Raw genomic sequence first — 19491 nt, 5'->3', positions numbered from 1 at the left:
ACTCATGGTGAAACGTCTCTTGAGCAGCGGAAAAAACAGAAACGCCGCGCGGGCATTTACCCGCACGGCGCGCTGTCTCACCTATTCAACTTTAATCGCGTCGTAGAACTTGGACTGCATCGTCTTGGCGGCGGCGTCGAGTTGAGCCTTGACGTCGGTGCCTTTCTTGGAGAACACTTCCTGGATGACGTTGGTCATCGTGGCGTAGTAGTCCTGCGTGTTGTACTGCGCTTCCGGCTTGCCGTCGAGCAGCGCCAGGGAGTCGGCGTTGTACTGGTAGACGTTGTCGTACTTGGCGTAGACGTCGCGAACCTTCTTACCGTATTCGGAGTCGTCCTTGAAGTACTGGATGACCGGCGGGATGAAGTACTTGTTGTCTTTTTTGCGCGCCTGGATGTTCTCTTCGACGGAAGCGAGCCCCTTGTCGGAGAAGTAGTCGAACACGGCGTATTGGAATGCGATCGCTTGCTCGTCCTTGGTGGCGTTCGGATTGATGACGAGGAAGTCGCCGCCGAGCACGCCGGTGTGCTTGCCGCCGGCTTCGGCCGCCGGCATCGGGTACACGAGTACGTCCTCCGGCTTCATGCCGCCTTGGTTCAGCGCCTGGTCGACGGGACCGTCCGGGCCGGCGATAACCATGGCGGCGCGTCCTTGTGCGAATGCGCCTACCGCGTCGCCCCAGCCGAGCGCCCAATCTTTCGGAATGGCTTTGGCTTCCCATGCCAGCTTGTTGTAGAATTCCATCGCTTTGACGCCCGCGTCGCTATTGAACGCCGAAGTGACTTTGCCGTCCGCGACATTTTGGATTTCGCCGCCCGCTTCGAACAGGAAGTTGGTCCAGTTCCAGCCGGCTTCGTTGCCCTTGCCCATCGGCGCGATGCCGGCAATGCCTTTGCCCGGGTCTGCGGCCGCTTGCGCCGTTTTCAGCATGTCGTCCCAAGTCCAGTCGTAAGCCGGTACGGCGACGCCCTTGTCGTCCAGCAGCTTTTTGTTGACCACGGTGCCGGTCACGTAGCCCTGCTGGGCGATGCCGTACACCTTGTCGCCGAGAATGAACTGATCCTGCAGAATCGGGTTCATCTGATCCTTGTACTGGTAGGCGTTGAACAGGTCCGTAATGTCGGCCGCCCAGCCTTTTTCCGCGAGGAATTTGCCTTCGGTGGCGTATGTGTTGAACAAGGTCGGCGCTTCGCCCGCGCCCATCTTCATGCCGATCTCGTTGGGGTTGTACTGCCAGTCGCTCTTGACGATCGTGACATTCGGGTACACTTCGTTAAAGCGCTTGATCTTGTCGTCTTCGAGCGCCCGCTTCTCCACGAGGTCCGGCGTCGGGTAGTAGATGCTGATCGTTACTTTCTTTTGCGTAAGGTCGTCGGCTGGCGCGGCGCTCGCGCTGCCGCTCGCTTCTGTGGACGGCGCGGCCGAGGACGATGCCGGCGCGGCGGACGAGGAACTCGAAGCGTTGTTGTTGTTGTTGCCTCCGCACGCGGACAGCAGCAGTGCCGAAGCAGTCAGTGTGGCCAGCGTTATTGAAGTCTTGCGCATGGTAACTCCCCTTTTCGATAGGTATGAATTGGTTACACGCTCATCATAATGGAGGCGTTTGCACCGGCGCGATGTGCATTCCTACTTCGATCGTGTGCAGGTTTACGATCCGTCGATGTGCGTAAAATCGCACATTTGCCTTGCGTAGAAGCGCACATAATCTTGTCGAATCCGCGCAGTCAGCCTCCTAAGCCAAGTCGTTGCTGCGCTATCCTTTAACGCCGCCCAGATGCAATCCCCGCACGATAAATCGCTGGAATATGAGGAAGATCACGATCGGCGGAATCATAATCATCGTCAGGATGGCGAACCGGATGTTCAGGTCGAGCCGCCGCGCGTCGATGACGAACTTCTTGATCGCGGTCGCGAGCGGGTAATGCTCGCCCCCCATGACCATGCTCGGCCAGAACCAGTCGTTCCAGGACGTTGCGAAGACGAAAATAGCCAGCGTGGCGAAGATCGGCACGGACAGCGGGAAAGCCAGCTGCCAGAAGACGCGCGGCTCGGATGCGCCGTCGACGCGGAACGCCTCGAACAGCTCCTGGTTGATGCCGTCAAAGAAGCTCTTCAGCAGCAGCAGGTAAAACGCATTGGCCCCGGCTGGCAGCCAGAACGCCCAGAACGTGTTCATCAGGTGCAAATCGCGCAGGTTGATGAAGTTCGGAATGATGTACGTCGTCGGCGGAATGAACAGCGTCGCCAGGAAGAAGTAGTAGACGGCCTTGCGGTAAGGCCAATCCAGCCGCGACAGGCTGAACGCCGCGAACCCGATGACGACGACGGTGACGACCATATTGCCGACGAAGATCAGCAGCGTATTTCTCAGATACAAAGGCAGGTCGATAAAGCTCCAGCCCTTCTTGTAATTGTCGAAGTGCCATTCCTGCGGCAGGAAGTGCGGCGGAAAGGAGTTCACTTCGACGTTGGCCTTAAGCCCGTTGAACAAGGCCGTTGCGATCGGGTACAGCATGCTGACGCACATGACGGCGACGACGATGCACATCAGGACGTAGACCGTCTTGTTCAGCGGCTTTTTCATATCGTAGCTGGAGACGATGCCGCGTTCCGTACTTTTCATGCCGCATTCCCTCCTCTGGTTGACAGTCGGTGCTGAATGACGGCCAGCACGCCGAGGACAAGGAACATAAGCACTCCAAGGGCGGAAGCGACGCCATAATTAAAGCTGTTGAACGCATACTTGACGATATAGAGCGCATAGGTCAGCGTTGCGTTGTTCGGGCCTCCGTCGAGCATGGCTAGCTGGGACTGGTAGCCCTGCGAGGTTCCGATCAGTTGCAGGAGGAGCAGCAGGCCGATCTGATTGCGGATCGCCGGCAGCGTGATGTGCCAGATGCGGCGCCAGACGCCGGCGCCGTCGATCTCGGCGGCCTCGTACCAGTCGCGGGGAATGCTGAGGATGGCGGCGAGATAGATGAGCATCGCGGATCCGAACTGCTGCCACGTCTCCATGATGACGATCGAGATCATCGACCAGCTCTTGTCGGTCATGAAGTTGATCGGGGTGATGCCCACCTTCTCCAGCGCCGCGTTAAACGGGCCGACCGGATCGTACAGCCATCGCCACAAGCCGTAGAGCACGACGACCGGCACGACGTACGGCAGGTACGCCGCGATGCGCGCAAAGCCTTGAAAGCGGCGCAGCTCGGAGATCGAGATGGCGAACAGGATCGGCACCCAGAATCCGATGACGATACACAAAAACATATAATACAAGGTGTTCTTCACGGCTGTCCCGACGTCCGGATCCTTGAAGATCAGCTTGTAGTTGTCGAGTCCGACATAGGTATTGCCCTTCACGAAGTCGATGTGGTAAAAGCTGAACACGATCCCCTTGACGATCGGCAGCCACAGGAACAGCAGGAAAATCGCGACGGCCGGCAGCACGAAGGCATAGCCCCAGAAGTGCTTCGTCCATCGGCTCCGCGGCTTGGTCGCTTCCGCGCCAAGCGGACTGGCTACGGCGGTGGTCTGATTCATACGGTCTCCCTCTTTCTTTTTCTGCCTCCTCTTTATTGTAGAAAAAGGGCCCTCCGCTGAATATGTGCGTATCTATTCGGATCGTGAGTGATCTTACTTCTTCAGCTCGCTCGGCGAGATTCCGTAGAATTTCTTGAATATTTTGCTAAAATGTTCCGGCGATTCGTAGCCGACCCGCTCGGCGATCTCGTACCGGCGCAGATCGGTCTGCTGCAGCAGACGTTTGCTCTCCTCCATCCGGAGCTTGATGACGTACTCCCACAGGTTGAAGCCGGTGTTTTTTTTGAAAAGATAGCTTAAGTAGTTCGGACTGACGTGATTCCGCTGCGCCACCTCGTGCAGGGTCAGACCTTTTTGCGCGAAATTTTGCTGGATGTATGCCATCGCCTTCTCCACGATCTGATTGTTCTGCTCCGTCCACTCCTCCTCGGTCGGCTCCTTGCCGAACAGGCTCCACTTGAAGTCGCCGTAGTAAAACACATGATGGTCCTTGTGCTCGCGATTCCACAGAATCGCCTTGCGTGCCTGTTCGCCGAGCGCGGGCAGGAAGGCGGCTCCCTTGAGAATCTGGCTGATGCCTACGACGCAGGGCAGATTGAGATACTTGGAAATGTTGTGATGCAGGCTGCGGCCGATCAGCTCGAGCTGGTTGATCTTGTCGACGCTGGAGTCGCCGAAGCTCTCGTCGTCCCATTGCAGCAGCACGGAGACCTCGAGTCCCGGCGTATCAAAGGCGTCGTAGCGCCAGTCCTTGCCCAGCAGCTCGCTGACGATGTTGAGCGCGGCGTATTGAAGAAGCGCCTCGTCCCCCTCGCCGTAGCGGCTCCCGGATTGTTCGCGATCGGGATCGAGATTCACCTTAATGACGGCGAAGTAGGGCCCCGAGAGGCCTAGCGCGCCCAGTTCCGCTTCTTCCGGCACTTCGGAGGCGCCGGACAAGACAGTGTTCAGGCGATCCGTGCGCGGCTGCGCCGGCGTATCCATCCGGAAATGCTCGCGCAACTGGGACAGCAAATCGTTCTCCGCCGGCGCCGGCTTATCCATATGAAGCAGCACCTCGCGCACGGAGTCTAGGAACTGCTCGCTTTTAATCGGCTTGATGATATAATCCTTGGCTCCGAGCTTGATCGCGAGCTGCGCGTATTGGAACGTTTCGTGCGCGGATATGACGATCGCCTGTACCCAAGGCTTGATGATCTTCGCCTGATGCATGAGCTCGATGCCGTTCATCGCGCCCATCTGAATGTCCGTGATCAGCAGGTCGATGTCTTCCATCCGCAAGTAATCGAGCGCTTCGTGGCCGCTGCCCGCCGTAAAAATGTCCTTGATGTCGAGGCCCGACGATTGGAGCAGCTTGCCCAGACCTTTGCAGATGAGCGGTTCGTCGTCGACGATCAATATGTTATACATCGTGGGTCCCCCTTCTACAATTCACGCTTGACGGGCAGCACGATGCCCGCTACCGTACCTCCGCCCTTGCGCGGCCGGTAAGTCAATCCGTATTCGGCTCCGAACTGCAGGCGAATACGCTGCTGCACATTGCGGATGCCGTAACCCGCGCCCGCGCTTCCGTCGTCGTCTTCGAGCAGACGGGCGATCGCCTCGTAGTCGGTTTCCTTGTAGCCGTTGTCCTCGACACGAATCTCGACGCTGCTCTCGGACATGCTCGCGATGACGGCGATCTCGCCGTCCTCTCCCATATTCCGCACGCCATGAAGAATCGCATTCTCGATTAACGGCTGAATGACGATCTTCGGAATCAGGTTGGCAAGCGTCCGCTCGTCAATATCCCAGGCAACGGAAAAGCCGTACTCGTAGCGCTTCTGCTGCAGGCTCGTATACGCCTTCGCGTGCGCGAGCTCCTCCTCGAGCGTGATCAGTTCGCGTCCGCGGCTCAGCCCGATCCGCATCAATTGGGCCAGCTCCTTGATCATCTCGCCGGATTCGGATGGCCCCTCGAGCGTGCTTTTCCAATAAATGCTCTCGAGCGTATTGTACAGCAAATGCGGATTGATCTGTTGATAGAGCAGCTGCAGCTGCGCTTCCTTCTGCTTGATCTCCATCAGATAGCGGTCCTCGATGAGCGAGTTGAGCCGTCCCGCCATCCCGTAGACCGAGTGCATGAGCACGCCTACTTCGTCGTTGCGGTCGATCGCCGCCTGCGCGGGCACCTTTTTGCCCGGCACGTACGATCTGGTGAACACGGCGAGCCGCTGAAGCGGCGTTAGCAGAGAGCGCCAGAAGTACGCCATGACGACGATGCAAAAAAAGAAGTAGACGAGGGAGATCAATTGAATCACGAACTTCAGCTCGTTCTGCTGCTGGAGCAGCGAGCGGGTCGGAATCTTGTAGATCAGCTTCTGCTGTGCCAGATACTGATAGCTCTGCACGTAAATATAGCCGTCTGTAATGACGTTGGACTGTCCCTCGACATCGTCCCCCGCGCGCAGCTCCGCCGGCAGCTCGAGCCGGTCCCCGATCGGTCCGGTCGATGAAGCCAGCACTCTGTCCTCGTAATCGGTCAAGTAGATCTCGCCCTTATCGGGCAGCGAGACCGTTCGCATCGATTCGACCAGCTTGCGGTTGATGTTCGTGGCGACCAGTACGCCGACGACCTGATTACCTTGGCTGGTACTATACACGGCCCGCACATATGCGAGTGTATCCGGTCTGGAGGAAGAACCCAGATCGTTCATGATGCGAAGATATCCTTTGCCCCGCTTGCTCAATATCTCGTCGATCCATTCGGGCTTCTGCTTGTCGTTGTAAAAGTAGACGCCGCCCACCGCCTTGAACTTCGAGGAGGGCGTCGGCGCGAATTCGTACCGGTTGTTCGGATCGTAGGCGTACAAGTAATAATAGACGGCCTCGCCGCCGTTCATCCCCATCGAATAGGATGAAAGCAGCTTGTCGGCGTCGGCGTACTGCCGCACCCGGTCAGCGGTATCTCCGATCATCGGGTTCAGCGATTGAATGAGCGAATGCTGGATCAGCGTCGTCATCACGCGGCTGACCGTGTCCATATCGCGGTTCATGAGCGCGAGGTTCTGCTTGCTCAGCTCCGCGTACGCGCTCGTCACATGCTGCTTGAGAATGTCCTCGGCTCTCGCGTTGGCATACCAGTTCAGCGCGAACACGGGGCTGACGAGCAGCAGGAACAGCAGGATGAGCTGCTGCTTGACCTTCATTTTCGTAAGCGGATTCGTCAGATGAAGCTTCAATGCGGGCCCCCCCGTCGTCTTTCGGCTCCTCCAGTATGGCGGATCGGCCTCGTCCCCGTGTATGCGTTTGCGAAAAATCCATGGGACGACGCACGATTTGCGTAGCAACGCACACAAAAGCGGCCTGATGCCATTGTATATGCAGGCTGGGCTGGACGTCTATGCTGAGCGCGAGGTTGGGGCGAGCCATGAAGCCGTGTACGAGTGGTTCCAGCTTCGGGCGGACCGAGTAGCCGCTATCTGCGCCGGATGCGGGCAAATGGCAGTCATTGCGGACTGAGGCGACGCTATTTGAGATAAACGGGGCATTGGCGGTCGTTTTGAGCTAGTTAGCGGACGTACGGTCCGTTGGGCATCGAGTAAATGGATAAATCCGAAAAATAGCGGATCCTGGGTCCGACAACGGGGTATACATGGTTGAAACAGAAATAGCCGATGGCGCAGCACAGCAAAAAGGCTGCCTCAGCAGCCTGTGCGAATGACGCTATAACAAGCGATCCTAACAAATTAGGCTTACAGCTCTTCCGGCGACAAGCCTGTCAAGCGCGCAACCTCGGATGCATCCATGCCGTTAAGCAGCAGCGTCCGCCCCATTTCCAGCAGCCGGGCATGCATTTGTTCATTTTCTGTCTTCAGGCTCTCCGCTTCCGACTTCAGGCTCTCGGTTTCGGACTTCAGGCTCTCCGCTTCCGACTTCAGGCTCTCGGTTTCCGACTTCAGGGTCTCGGTTTCCGACTTCAGGGTCTCGGTTTCCGACTTCAGGCTCGCTCTCTCGGCCAACAGCAGCTCCATCTCCGCCTTGTAGGCTGCATCGTCCATCATCGCTTTGTGCCACATCTCGTACTTGGCCCAAACCTTCGGGTCGCGGCTCATGTCCTCCCATCGCCCGAACGCCTCCAGCAGCTCGATATCACCGCTCATCGCAATCGCCTCCAGTTTTTCCATCAGCTTTGTCTGCACTTCCCCGCCTTGCACGGCGCCGAGCAGCAGCAGCCAACGTATCTCCGGCTCGGTCCATGGATCCGCTTCGCTTTTCGCGGCCCGTTTTAGCAGCTTCTGCAGCTCGATGACGTGCAGCTCGATCACGTCGGTGAGCGGAAAATGCTCCTGCCTTTCATAAAGACCGAACACGCTATGATACCTTTGAGTCTGAGGCAGCACGTCCACGTTCGAAATAAGAATGGAAATCGTGCGCCGCAGATCCGAGTATGGCCGTCCTTTTTCCATCTGCTTGGCATAAATACGGCTCCAGTAGTAGAGCTGCCGCTTGGCCAGATGCGGATTGCCTGTCACTTGAATCTCGACGTGTGCCAGATCTCCGCGATTTGTTCTCGCCAGCAGATCCAGCACCGCCTTCTTGTCCCCTTCGTGCTCCCGTTCGAGATCCGTGTTTAAAATGCTCGCCGATGTGATTTTCGTCTCCGCATCCGCGCCCAGAAGCGCGTTCAGGAACGCGACCAGCACGGACTGGCCGTCAGGCTGCCCGAACATGCGCTTGAACGCAAAATCGGCTTTTAAGTCCACGTATGTTCGAGGCGAATAAACTTCCTTCTCTTCCTTCAGTATAACCGTTTGCCGCATCCCGTCCATCCCCTTTCCCGAATCCATTTGAACACACGGATGCAGCCATACGCCATCAAATGAGAACTGGTGTTCTTGTTTATTTTACCATTTGGCAGGGGAATTGGAAACTAAAAAAACACGAAATATCGGCCGCAAAACCGACATTCCGTGCTAATTACAGACGACTAGCGTAATTCCCCGCCACGCCCCGCCTCGCTCAATAGCCTTCCCCCGCACCGCCCGATACGATCGCGACGCTTGCGCTCGCCCCGATGCGCGTGGCGCCGGCTGCGATCATCGTCCGCGCCGTCTCGGGATCGCGCACGCCGCCTGACGCCTTTACGCCGATATCCGGCCCGACGGTGCGCCGCATCAAGGCGATATCGTCCGCCGTCGCGCCGCCCGGACCGAAGCCCGTCGACGTCTTGACGAAGTCCGCGCCGGCCGAGACGCACAGCTCGCATGCCTTTATCTTTTCCTCATCTGTAAGCAGGCCTGTCTCGAGAATAACCTTAAGCACCGCCTTGCCCACGCAAGCCTCGGCTACGCGCGCGATGTCGCGTTCGGCGTCCTCGTAAGCCCTGACTTGAGCGCGCCGACGTTCAGCACCATGTCGATCTCGGTCGCGCCCGCGGCGATCGCGTCCCGGGCTTCCGCCGCCTTCGCGAACGTGCTTGTCGCCCCTAGCGGAAAGCCGATCACCGTCGTGATGCCCACGCCGGATCCGGCTAGCAGAGAGGCTGCCGAACTCACCCAATAAGGGTTGACGCAGACGGTCGCAAATCGATACTGCTTCGCTTCCTCGCACAGACGAACGATATCGTCGCGGCTCGTCTCCGGCTTGAGCGCAGTATGGTCGATATAGGCGGCCAGCGATTCGGAAGATGGGTTTGTACCGCTTGTCCCGTTTGTCGCGTTCGTCGTCATGTTCGTCCATCCCCTTCCATTCATCTCTCCAACAAGTATTGGGCCGTATACTGATCCGTAATCAGCACATTGGCATAACCGCCCCGCAATGCACCGTAAATGCCCTCGGCCTTCTTGCGTCCGCCCGCGACAAGCACCGAGCGCTCCTTGTGCTTCAGATCGTCGAGCTCGATCCCGATCGTCCGCTGGTTCAACTCCTCCGAGCAGAGCTTGCCTTCGCGATCGATATAACGAGAGCACAGGTCACCGGCGCCTCGCTCCTTGATCAACGCCAGGTCGTTTTCCGTAAAATAGTTCGCCTTGATCAGCACCGAATCGTCGGTCGGCGAACCAACGGTGATCACGGCTACGTTCGCGCGCCGGCCGAGCTCCAGTATTCTGCCGATGTGCCGGTCCGCCTCGATCGTATGCCGTACGATCGCATGGTCTACGATGGCCGGCAGATGGATGAAATACGGCACCGTGTGAAACGCCTTGCCGAACAGCTGGACGATCTCGTATGCGTAAGTGTTCGTCTCCGAGTGGCTGACGCCGCCGTTCAGCTGCACGACCCGCACGTCCTTGAGCTGCCGGTCCCGCAGCCGGCAAGCGACCTCGTAGAGCGTTGTGCCCCAGGTCACGCCGATAATGTCGCCGTCCTCCAGCGTCTCGTGCAAATACGCGGCGGTCGCCTCGCCAAGATACTTTTTGACGACGATATCCTCGTATTGAGGCACTGGCACGACGACAGCCTTGCGCAGCTTGAACTTGCGCTCCAGCCCGCAAGCGAGCGAGTCGTTGCTCTCCCGAGGGTCAACGATCTGGATGCGAACGTAGCCCTCGTCCTTCGCCTGCTGAAGAAAGCGGGACACGGTCGGCCGCGAGATCCCTAGCCGCTCGGCGATCTCCTGCTGACTGTAATTCAGTTCGTAATACATCTTCGCCGTGTCGATCATGCGGGCCAGCCGGTCTCCGCCTGTCTCTGGGATCATGCGCAACACTCCGTCCGGGATTTGGAACCATCATAATGCATTCCCGGCCCTGAGTTCAACCGTTGATGCCAGGTTTATCGGCCTCGGATTTTTACGAGCGTTCAGGTAAAAAAAAGACGCGAACCCTCGCGGCGTTCGCGTCCTCGCTTCATTCCGGTCAGCGCGCGCCGCCCTTGGCGACTACCCGCTCGAACCAGTCCCAGTCTGCGCCGACTTCGCCCGGCTTGTGCGTATCCGAGCCGTACACCAGCTCGATGCCCTCGGCGATGCAGCGGTCGATGAGCCACTCCGGCACGTACGCCTCGCCGCAAGTCGGCTTGCGGAAACCCGCCACGTTCACGTCGAGGCCGAGATCGGCCGCCTTCAGCTTCGGCAGCAGCGCCTCAAGCCTCGCCCGCGCCCGCTCTTCGTTCATCGGCGGCAGCTCGCGATGGAACTTGCGGATCAGGTTGACGTGACCGATGCGTCTGCGAATCGACTTCGGCAGCGTCGCCGCCCAGGCGATCGCGCCTTCCACCGCGTCGTAATAGGCGTCCGCTACCGCATCCATGGAGCCGTAGTGGTCCAGGAACGCGTCCGCGAAGTCCGCCGGCGTAAAGTCGATGCAGCGCATGCCTCTTTTGCCAGGCAAATAATGCACGGACACGACGATGTCCTCCAGCTCGCCGAGCCAAGGCGCGAGCAGCCGGTCGGAATAGTCCGTCATCCCGGGCAGATAGTCCATCTCGAGACCGACGGCAACCTCGATGCGCCCCGCGTAGCGCGCCTTGACCGCGGCCGCGTACGCCATATATTCAGGCAGTTCGTGCTCGGGCATCGCGAGCTCCGCCATCAGCTTCGGGTCGTCCACGTACCGTTCGGGCAGCGGCGGATGCTCGCTCAGCGTATATCGGTCGAAGCCGAGCTCGATCGCGCGATCCAGGTAAGCTTCCGATTCCGCCGGGCTGCCGTGATAACAAAATTTCGTATGCGTATGCCCGTCCCACTTCAACGCCATGCCGGCAGCCTCCTACAGACTCATCTCGAGAATTCGCTTGACGTCCGCTTTCCCGAGCTTCTTGAAAGAACCGATCGGCCCGAACTGCACCGCTTCGTCCGCCATGCGGTCCAGCTGCTCGGCTCCGATGCCGAGCTCCCCGAGCGTAGCCGGCGCGCCGATGCGTGTGAAGTAATCGCGGGTCGCCTGGATACCGGCGAGCGCGAGCTCCTCCGCCGACTTGCCCGACGGATCGATGCCCCACACCCGCTCGGCGAACTGCGCGAACCGCTCTGGCTTGGCATCGTACACGTACTTCATCCAGTTCGGGAAAATGATCGCGAGACCGGCTCCGTGCGCGATGTCGTAGATGGCGCTGACCTCGTGCTCGATGCCGTGGGTCGCCCAGTCGGTGACGACGCCGTTAGGCAGCGTGCCGTTCAGCGCATAAGTACCGGCCAGCAGCAGGTTCGCGCGCGCCTCGTAATCTTCGCCGTTGGCGAGCGCCTTCTCGCCGTTCTCGATGACCGTCAGCAGGACGGATTCCGCGAAGCGGGATTGAAGCGGCACGCCGTCGGTCAGCGTGAAGTACTGCTCGAACACGTGCGACATGATATCCACAATGCCGTTCACAGTCTGGTCGCGCGGCACCGAGTAGGTCAGCTGCGGATCCAGGATGGAGAAACGAGGATAGACGAGCTTGCTCCCCAGTCCGCGCTTCTGCTTCTTCTCCCAGTTCGAGATGACGGCGTTGCCGTTCATCTCGGAGCCCGTCGCCGCCAGCGTCAGCACCGTGCCGAGCGGCAGCGCGTCCTCTATCTTGGCTTTGCCGATCGTGAAGTCCCACGGATCGCCCGCATACTTCGCGCCCGCCGCCACCGCCTTGGCCGCGTCGATGACGCTGCCGCCGCCGACGGCGAGGATGAACTCGATCCCTCCGGCGCGTACGATATCGACGCCTTTATGTACCGTGGACAGCCGCGGATTGGGCTCGACGCCCGGCAGCTCATGCACCGTCGCGCCGATCGCGGCAAGCTCGGACAGCACGCGGTCGTAAAGTCCCGACTTTTTGATGCTGCCGCCGCCGTAGACGAGCAGGATTTTCTTGCCGAACGGCTCGACCAGCGAGCCCAGCTTCGAGACCGTATCCTTGCCGAACACCAGCTTCGTGGGGTTGTACAATTCAAAGTTGTTCATGGAGCGGCAAACCTCCGATAGCGATTAGTTTGGGGACGCGGCCTCATGACGACAAGCCGTGCCAACCCCTCTATTATACAGCGCGCGCGCGCCGGGAATCCAACGCAAGGAACGATCCTCCTTCAAGCCTTCAAACAATCTTAAGCAATCCTTAAACTTTCGTTTCAACCTTTTTAAAAGTTGGCGGTTATCTTGTATGCATAGACGCCAAATCGCGAACCGGAGGTACCCACCCTATGAAAACCAAATTGTTCGTCGTGTACGGCGGCAAATCCGTCGAGCACGACATCTCGCTGAAAACCGCACGCACCGTCCTCAGCGCGGTCGACGAATCCAAATTCGAGCTGCATCCGATCTATATCGCAAGGGATGGACGCTGGTGCGGGCCGGACGCGCAAGGCCTGGCAAGCGGCGAAGCGGCGGAGCGACTCGTCGCCGAGCCGGCGCACGACAGCGAAGCCGCCTCCATCGGCGATATTCTGCTTCGCAAGCTGGCGCTGCCCGGCAAAAAGGTCGTCCTGCCGCTCATCCACGGCTCCAACGGGGAGGACGGGACGCTCCAGGGGCTGCTGGAGATGCTGAACGTGCCTTACGTAGGAAACGGCGTACTCGCCGCGGCGCTGACGCTGGACAAGGCGATGTCGAAGCTGGCGCTGGCGCAGGCCGGCATCCGGCAGGTCGAGCACCGCACCCTCCGGCGCGAACAATGGCTGGCTGACGAGCGGGGCTGCGTCGCGTGGCTGGAGGATACGATCGGCTACCCTTGCTACGTCAAGCCGTCTTCGCTCGGCTCAAGCATCGGCATCAGCCGCTGCGAGAACCGCGGCGAGCTGGCGGCCGGCATCGCGGAGGCACTGCGGTACGACGCCAAGCTGGTCGTCGAACGGGAGCTTCCCGGGCGGGAGATCCAGGTCGCCGTCATGGGCAACGAAGAGCCGATCGTTTCGCTGCCGGGCGAGTTCATTCACGACAACCGTTTCTTCGACTTTGCTTCGAAATATTCGGATCCGCGGCTGCGCATGTCCATTCCTGCCGAGATCGGCGAAGCGCTGATCGGACAAGTCCGGGCGCTCGCCCTGCAGGCGTACCGGACGCTTGGCTGCGAGGGTCTCGCCCGGGTGGACTTTTTCCTGGACCGGGACGGGCTGCTGTACTTGAACGAGATCAACGCGCTGCCCGGCTTCACGTCCGCCAGCATGTATCCGGTCATGTGGGAAAAAACGGACGGTACGACGTACGCCAAGCTGATCGAGCGGCTGATCGACTACGCGTTCGCCCGCCACGAAGTCAGGCAGTCGCTCAGTTACGAGAGGCTGGCCCCATGCTGAGGGAGACGTGGGCGGAGATTGATCCCCGGCGGATCTCGGACAATCTGCGCGCCGTTCGAGGCACGCTGCCCGCGGGCGTCAAGCTGATGGCCGTCGTCAAGGCGAACGGCTACGGCCACGGCGATCTGGAAGCGGCCGAAGCGGCAAGGCAAGCGGGAGCGGATTATTTGGCCGTGGCTTTTCTCGAGGAGGCGCTGCGGCTGCGGGCGGGAGGCGTACGGCTCCCGATCCTGATTCTGACGCCGATCCGGCCGGACCAGGTCGATCTGGCGATGGAACGGGATCTGACGCTGACGGTCACCGGCGCGGACTGGTTCCGGGAGCTGCGGAGGCGTTCGCCAACGCTTGCCGGACGCAAGCTGCGCGTGCACGTCAAAGCCGACACCGGGCTTGGCCGGATCGGCTTCCGGACGGAAGCGGAATGGGATGCGCTCGTCCCGTGGCTCGCCGCTCCGGATATCGACGTCGACGGCTTCTATACGCACTTCGCGACCGCAGGACAAGCTGACACGGACTACCTGGAGCGGCAGGCCCGCCGGTTTGCGGAGCTGATGACGCGGTGCAAGGAGAGCGGCATCGCCGTCCGGCACTACCACTGCGCCGGCAGCGCCGCCGCCCTGCGCTTCCCGGGTCTTGCGCTCGACATGGTGCGGATCGGCGCCGCCATGTACGGCTTTTATCCGGCCCGGCTGACGCCGCCCGTGCCGCTTAAGCCTGCGCTCAGCCTGCACAGCACGCTGATGCAGGTCAAGCGCGTTCGGCAAGGTGAGTATATCGGATACGACAACGCCTACCGCGCCGAGTCAGACGAATGGATCGGCACGGCGCCGATCGGCTACGCGGACGGCTGGTCGCAGCGGATGCAAGGCGCCCCTGTCCTCGTGCGCGGACAGCGCGCCGTAATCGTCGGCCGAATCTCCATGGATCAGCTGATGCTTAGGCTGCCCTGTCCCTGCGCGCCGGGAGACCGGGTGACGCTGATCGGCCGCCAGGGCGGCGAGCGCGTCACGTTCGCCGAGTTGGCCGCCCATATCGACGGCGCGGCCCAGGAGATCACGACGGCGCTGACGGACCGGCTGGCCAAGGTTTACGCGAATGCAAAGAAGGAGGCTGAATACGCATGGGACAACGCCTATTATCAACCGCGGCGGCGGGAGCCGACCGTGATCTGAGCACGCATCGCACGATTCGCGTCGCACGATCCGCCGTCCATGAGGGACATCTCATCCTGGTCAACCAGACGCATCCTGTGCGGGAGCCGTTCCCGGCGGATAAGTTGTCCGCGCTCGACGATTATCCCGCGATGCGCGCTCTCTCGCCGGGCATGCTGCTGGAAGCGACTGCGCTCTCCCGTTTGGCGGAGTTGCTCACAGCTTGCGGTGGATTGTCCGACATCGTGGCCGTGAGCGGGTATCGGTCGGCCGACGAACAGACCGAAATTTATGAATCGTCGCTGCGGGAAAACGGACCTCGATATACGGCCGCCTACGTCGCCCTTCCCGGCTGCAGCGAGCATCAGACGGGCCTTGCCATTGACGTCGGACTGGCGGGCGATGGCGAGCTCGACTTCATCGCGCCCGATTTTCCGGACAGCGGCGTCTGCCTCGCCTTCAAACGGCTGGCCGCGCAGTTCGGCTTCGTCCAGCGCTATCGCGCGGGCAAGGAAGCCGTCACCGGCATCGCCTGCGAGCCGTGGCATTTCCGCTACGTCGGAACCCCGCACGCCGAGATCATGGAGCAAGAGAACCTGTGCCTCGAGGAATACGTCGAGCGGCTGCGCTCCTTCGCGTTCGACGGCGAGCGGCTGATGGCGGAGGACGAACGTGAGCGCGTCGAGATCTATTATGTGCCCGTTGGCCCGGGCGCTTCTGCGGCCGTACCGATCCCGGCCTGCGATTATTACCGCCTGTCCGGCGACAACGCGGGCGGCATTATCGTGACGGCTTCGACCGGCAAAAGGCGGCGGTCCTTTGTCGGGTAACCTCGCTAAGCCGGCTAAAACGGCTCAAACGGCTAAAATGGATTACCTCGGCCTGTCCTGGCTCAAATTCATAGCCGCCCTGCTCGTCATCGCCAACCATACGGGCCCGTTCGCCGTCTTCGGCGCGTCCGCGGACTTCCTGGTCGACGGTGCGCTCACCCGCATCGCCGTGCCGATCTTTTTCATAACCTCCGGCTTCTTCTACTTCCGCAAGCTGACGGGCGCCCCGCTCGCCGACCGGCGCCATCTTCTACGCTATCTTGGCAGCATCGCCAAACTGTACGCGATCGCCATCCTGCTCTATGTGCCGCTTAACGTGTACAATGGTTACTTTTCCTCCCCAAAGTTCGGCGCGCTTTCGTTGCTGCGGGATCTGGCGTTCGACGGCACCTTCTACCACCTCTGGTACTTGCCTGCGCTAATGATCGGCATCGCCATGCTGCACGCACTGTACCGCGCGCTGAAGCCGGCCGCCGTCATGACCGTCGCCTGCTTGCTGTACGCAGTCGGACTGTTCGGCGACAGCTACTATGGCTTGATCGCGGGCAGCGGCGTCCTGACGGGATGGTATAACGCGATGTTCCACGTCTTCGACTATACGCGCAACGGACTGTTTTTCGCGCCGATCTATCTGGCGCTTGGCGCGTTCGTCGCCCGAAGCGAGAAGCGGCGTCCGAGCCGTCCGGCCGCGCATGCGGCGCTTTTCCTCGTCTCGCTGTCCGCGATGCTGGCGGAGGCGCTCTGGCTGCGCGAAGGCGCCATCCCCCGGCATGACAGCATGTATATTTTCGCGGTACCCGCCGCCTATTTTCTGATGCTGCTGGCGCTCCCGTACAAAGGACCGGCGAACCGGACGCTGCGGGAGGGCCGGGCGTGGATCTACGTGCTGCATCCGCTCGCCATCGTGCTCGTGCGCGGCGCCGCTAAGGCGACGGGGCTGCAGCCGTGGCTGATCGGCAACAGCCTTGTTCACTTCGTCACCGTCTGCTTGTTGTCCGTCGCGTTGGCGGCCGTCGCCGTCCGCCTCCCTTCCCTTCGAACGATTCGGACCGCCTGGCCGCTTCGCGCCAAAGAAGCCGGATCGGTATCGACCCGGCGCTAATGCTATCGCGCAAACGTGCACGGCAGCTCGTCTCTTTCAGCGAGTATTTGGGTGTTGCGGGTAAAATCAGTTCCAGGCGATCAGCTCGATCGCTGGCTCTTCATCTCCCTGCTCGCCGGCATAGGCCGCAGCCTCCTGGCTGCGGTAGGCGATCGTTCTGCGCTCCCCGGGCAGCAGATCGAAGTAGTTGTCCGAAAAGACGTATGCGCCATGCAGGAGTACGGCTTTGGCATAGCGGTCTGCGGTCACGGTCACGCTGCCCGCTTCAGGCCCGCCTGCACGGGACTCGATCCGAAGGCCGGAAGGCGTGAGCTTCATCTCCGCCGGAAGCCCGGCGAAGTAGATGCAGCGGTCCTCGCCGAATCCGCCCGCTAAGGCGATATTCATGACCAGCACGTGACGATGGTCCAGCAGCGCGTCCAGCTCCGCTGCCGGAATCTCCGCCACAACGGCCGAAGCGCCCGCCCCGATCGCGAAGTCGAACGTCCTGGACCAGACCTCGGCGTCTTCGGCGAAGCCATCAAGCTTCATCACGCGCAGCGTCCCCGTCCCCCGGATCTCCTCGGGCTTATCGCTGCACACCCAGCATTCGTACGTCCCGACTGCCGCGCTTTTTTCGATCGATGCGATCACCGGCCGAGCCGCTTTTTGAAAGCCGTAATACCCGCCCTTAGGGTACCCGTAATAATCGACCAGGCTCCAGCCGCTCGCCGGCCAGCAATCGTTGTACATCCAGAACAGAATGCCGCCCGCGTAATGCCGGTTGCGCCTGTAAGCCTCCACGGTCAGCCGGGTAAGCTCGTGCTGGACAAACGACATGCGGCGGATCTGCTCGGGCGTCGACGCGGAGGGCGGGGCAAGCTTGTCGGCCAGCGTCGCGAGCGCACGGAAGAGCGAGAAGTCCTTCAGACCCGGGTGATTCTTCGTGTGGTATTCGAGCATGTCGTACGACGGATCGGCCAGATCCTCGTCGTTCATCATCCGCTGCAGCGTATGAACCTCCGGCGTGCCGAACATCGGAAACTCCGGACAGAATCGACTCAACAGGCCGGCAAAGTAGGAGCGGTAGTCGCGCAAATCCGTGTTGCGGAACACGTCGAACAACTCGAATAACGCTCCCGTATAGTGCGCGGTGCCGATTGTAAACGAATTGTTGGTGCTGCCGCCGTAAGGGCTCGTGGGCTGAAATGGCCTGGACGGATCCAGCGACGCGCACAGCCTGCCCGTGATCCGTTCGGCGATGGCCCGCCCCGGGTAATCCGGGTCTTCTTCGCCTGCGGACATGCCGTTCTCGTTGTCCCCATTCCACCAAACGAGACTAGGGTGATTCCGCAGCGCGCGAATCACGCCCTCCGCCTCGGCGGTCAGCGATACCGACCAATCCCGGTCGGATTCTGGGTACGTCCCGCATGCCATCATGAAGTCCTGAACGACGACGATGCCGAGCCGGTCGCACCAATCCCAGAACGGCTCCGGCTCGTAGATGCCCCCGCCCCAGCATCGGAGCATCGTCATGCCGGCATCTCGGGCGAGCCGGAGCAGGTGCTCGTACCGCGAGTCCGGAACGCGCGAGGGGAAGGGATCGCACGGCACCCAATTGGCTCCCTTGCAAAAGACGGGAACGCCGTTGACCAGCAGACGGAAGCCGCTGCCGGGGCGGTCGCCGTTCGCCTCCCAGACCATGCCGTCCGGATTGTCGGCGGTCGCATCCCCTATCATCACCTGCGAGCGAATCTTTTCGGTCATCCGAGCTTCTTCGCTTCCAGTCCGGTCCGCGAGCTGCTCGATGCGCACCGTCCGGATGCCGAACGTGCGCGAACGCTCGTCGAGCAGTCCCGACTTGCCGTACAGCTTCGCGACGAGCGTATACAGCGGCTGGCCGCCGTATCCTGCCGGCCACCATAGCTCCGGCTCCGTCAGATCGGCCGTCAGCTCCAGCTTGCCGCCGTTCAGCCGGCGCTCGGCCTGCCAGACGATTCCGCCGGACGGACCCTCTATCGCAAGCGACAGCCGCAGCGGCTCTTCGGCGCGGCTGCGCGTCTCGACCGCAACGGTAAGGGACGCGCCTCGCGCGTCCAAAGCCTTCGTGTAAACGAAGAGATCGTCGATCGCCGCCACCTCTTCGAACACGAGACGAACCGGCCGCCATATGCCGTAGCTGACGAGGCGCCCCACCCAGTCCCAGCCGAACGTGCATTGCATGCGCCTGACGAACAGCCGCTCGTTCGTGAAGGCTGCGCCGAGACCGGCGTACGACTTGCCCGCAAGCCCTTCCGCGACCGTCCGGAACCGCACCACGAGCTCGTTCGTGCCCTCCCGCAGCAGCCCCGACACGTCGAAGCGGTAGCGGACGAACATGTTGTCGGTCCGGGCGAGCCGGACGCCGTTCACCTCGATTTCAGCGTACGTATCCAGCCCTTCGAATTCCAGCAGGGGACGCCCCGGCTCCAAGCGCTCAAGCTCGAACGTGCGGCTGTATGTCCACCGCCAATGCTCCACCCACTGGCAATCGTCCGCCTGCTTGCGGTAACCCGGATCCGCGATCAGGCCCGCCGCGAGCAGATCCTGGTGCACATGACCGGGAATCTGCGCATCGATCGCGATACTCGCTTCCTTTCCCGAAGAGTCTATGCCTTCGCCTTTCAGCTGCCAAGCGCCTGTCAACGCTATCGATCTTTTCAT

General features: G+C 60.9%; 14 protein-coding genes and 1 pseudogene. 4 read left to right on the top strand and 11 right to left on the bottom strand.

Going from position 1 to position 19491, the window contains the following annotated elements:
* Positions 1-81: 81 nt before the first annotated feature.
* From KVT38_RS00325 to KVT38_RS00280, 10 genes and pseudogenes are all read right to left on the bottom strand, one after another.
* Positions 82-1545: an ABC transporter substrate-binding protein gene (locus KVT38_RS00325; protein ID WP_217591685.1), complete on the bottom strand. Its 1464-nt coding sequence runs from the start codon at positions 1543-1545 to the stop codon at positions 82-84.
* Between the two features lie 208 nt (positions 1546-1753).
* Entirely contained in the window at positions 1754-2623 is an 870-nt protein-coding gene (locus tag KVT38_RS00320) for a carbohydrate ABC transporter permease (RefSeq protein WP_217591684.1), read from the bottom strand.
* Entirely contained in the window at positions 2620-3543 is a 924-nt protein-coding gene (locus KVT38_RS00315) for a carbohydrate ABC transporter permease (protein WP_217591683.1), read from the bottom strand. The genes KVT38_RS00320 and KVT38_RS00315 overlap by 4 nt, the downstream gene beginning before the upstream one ends.
* A 93-nt stretch (positions 3544-3636) precedes the next feature.
* Entirely contained in the window at positions 3637-4953 is a 1317-nt protein-coding gene (locus tag KVT38_RS00310) for a response regulator transcription factor (protein WP_217591682.1), read from the bottom strand.
* A 14-nt stretch (positions 4954-4967) separates the two neighbouring features.
* Positions 4968-6764, bottom strand: a complete 1797-nt coding sequence (locus KVT38_RS00305) for a sensor histidine kinase (RefSeq protein ID WP_217591681.1) — start codon at positions 6762-6764, stop codon at positions 4968-4970.
* A gap of 513 nt (positions 6765-7277) precedes the next feature.
* On the bottom strand, positions 7278-8345 hold the full coding sequence (locus tag KVT38_RS00300; protein ID WP_217591680.1) for an Rpn family recombination-promoting nuclease/putative transposase: 1068 nt from the start codon (positions 8343-8345) through the stop codon (positions 7278-7280).
* 199 nt (positions 8346-8544) lie between these two features.
* Positions 8545-9254, bottom strand: a pseudogene (gene deoC / locus KVT38_RS00295) (deoxyribose-phosphate aldolase).
* Between the two features lie 20 nt (positions 9255-9274).
* Positions 9275-10225, bottom strand: a complete 951-nt coding sequence (locus KVT38_RS00290) for a DNA-binding transcriptional repressor DeoR (RefSeq protein ID WP_217591679.1) — start codon at positions 10223-10225, stop codon at positions 9275-9277.
* Between the two features lie 157 nt (positions 10226-10382).
* The gene (gene hisJ / locus KVT38_RS00285; protein ID WP_217591678.1) at positions 10383-11222 is read right to left on the bottom strand and encodes a histidinol-phosphatase HisJ; all 840 of its coding nucleotides are present in this window, start codon (positions 11220-11222) and stop codon (positions 10383-10385) included.
* Between the two features lie 12 nt (positions 11223-11234).
* Positions 11235-12398, bottom strand: a complete 1164-nt coding sequence (locus KVT38_RS00280) for an iron-containing alcohol dehydrogenase (protein WP_217591677.1) — start codon at positions 12396-12398, stop codon at positions 11235-11237.
* A gap of 236 nt (positions 12399-12634) precedes the next feature.
* Between KVT38_RS00280 and KVT38_RS00275 the strand changes: the two genes are divergently transcribed.
* From KVT38_RS00275 to KVT38_RS00260, 4 genes are read left to right on the top strand one after another with little or no spacing between them, the layout of a single operon-like run.
* Entirely contained in the window at positions 12635-13726 is a 1092-nt protein-coding gene (locus KVT38_RS00275; protein ID WP_217591676.1) for a D-alanine--D-alanine ligase family protein, read from the top strand.
* Entirely contained in the window at positions 13720-14898 is a 1179-nt protein-coding gene (gene alr, locus KVT38_RS00270; protein WP_217591675.1) for an alanine racemase, read from the top strand. The genes KVT38_RS00275 and alr overlap by 7 nt, the downstream gene beginning before the upstream one ends.
* Positions 14847-15707, top strand: a complete 861-nt coding sequence (locus KVT38_RS00265; protein ID WP_254638861.1) for a D-alanyl-D-alanine carboxypeptidase family protein — start codon at positions 14847-14849, stop codon at positions 15705-15707. Before alr ends, KVT38_RS00265 begins: the two co-directional genes overlap by 52 nt.
* Positions 15697-16809, top strand: coding sequence for an acyltransferase family protein (locus KVT38_RS00260; RefSeq protein WP_217591674.1), 1113 nt, complete (start codon positions 15697-15699; stop codon positions 16807-16809). The genes KVT38_RS00265 and KVT38_RS00260 overlap by 11 nt, the downstream gene beginning before the upstream one ends.
* 66 nt (positions 16810-16875) lie before the next feature.
* Here the strand turns inward: KVT38_RS00260 and KVT38_RS00255 are convergent, their stop codons facing one another.
* Positions 16876-19491, bottom strand: coding sequence for a beta-mannosidase (locus KVT38_RS00255; RefSeq protein WP_217591673.1), 2616 nt, complete (start codon positions 19489-19491; stop codon positions 16876-16878).

The sequence above is a fragment of the Cohnella sp. GbtcB17 genome, from assembly GCF_019091135.1.
In the GTDB taxonomy this organism is placed as follows: domain Bacteria; phylum Bacillota; class Bacilli; order Paenibacillales; family Paenibacillaceae; genus Cohnella.
Note: the sequence above shows the minus strand (reverse complement) of the source record. Positions and strands in the feature narration are given on the sequence as shown.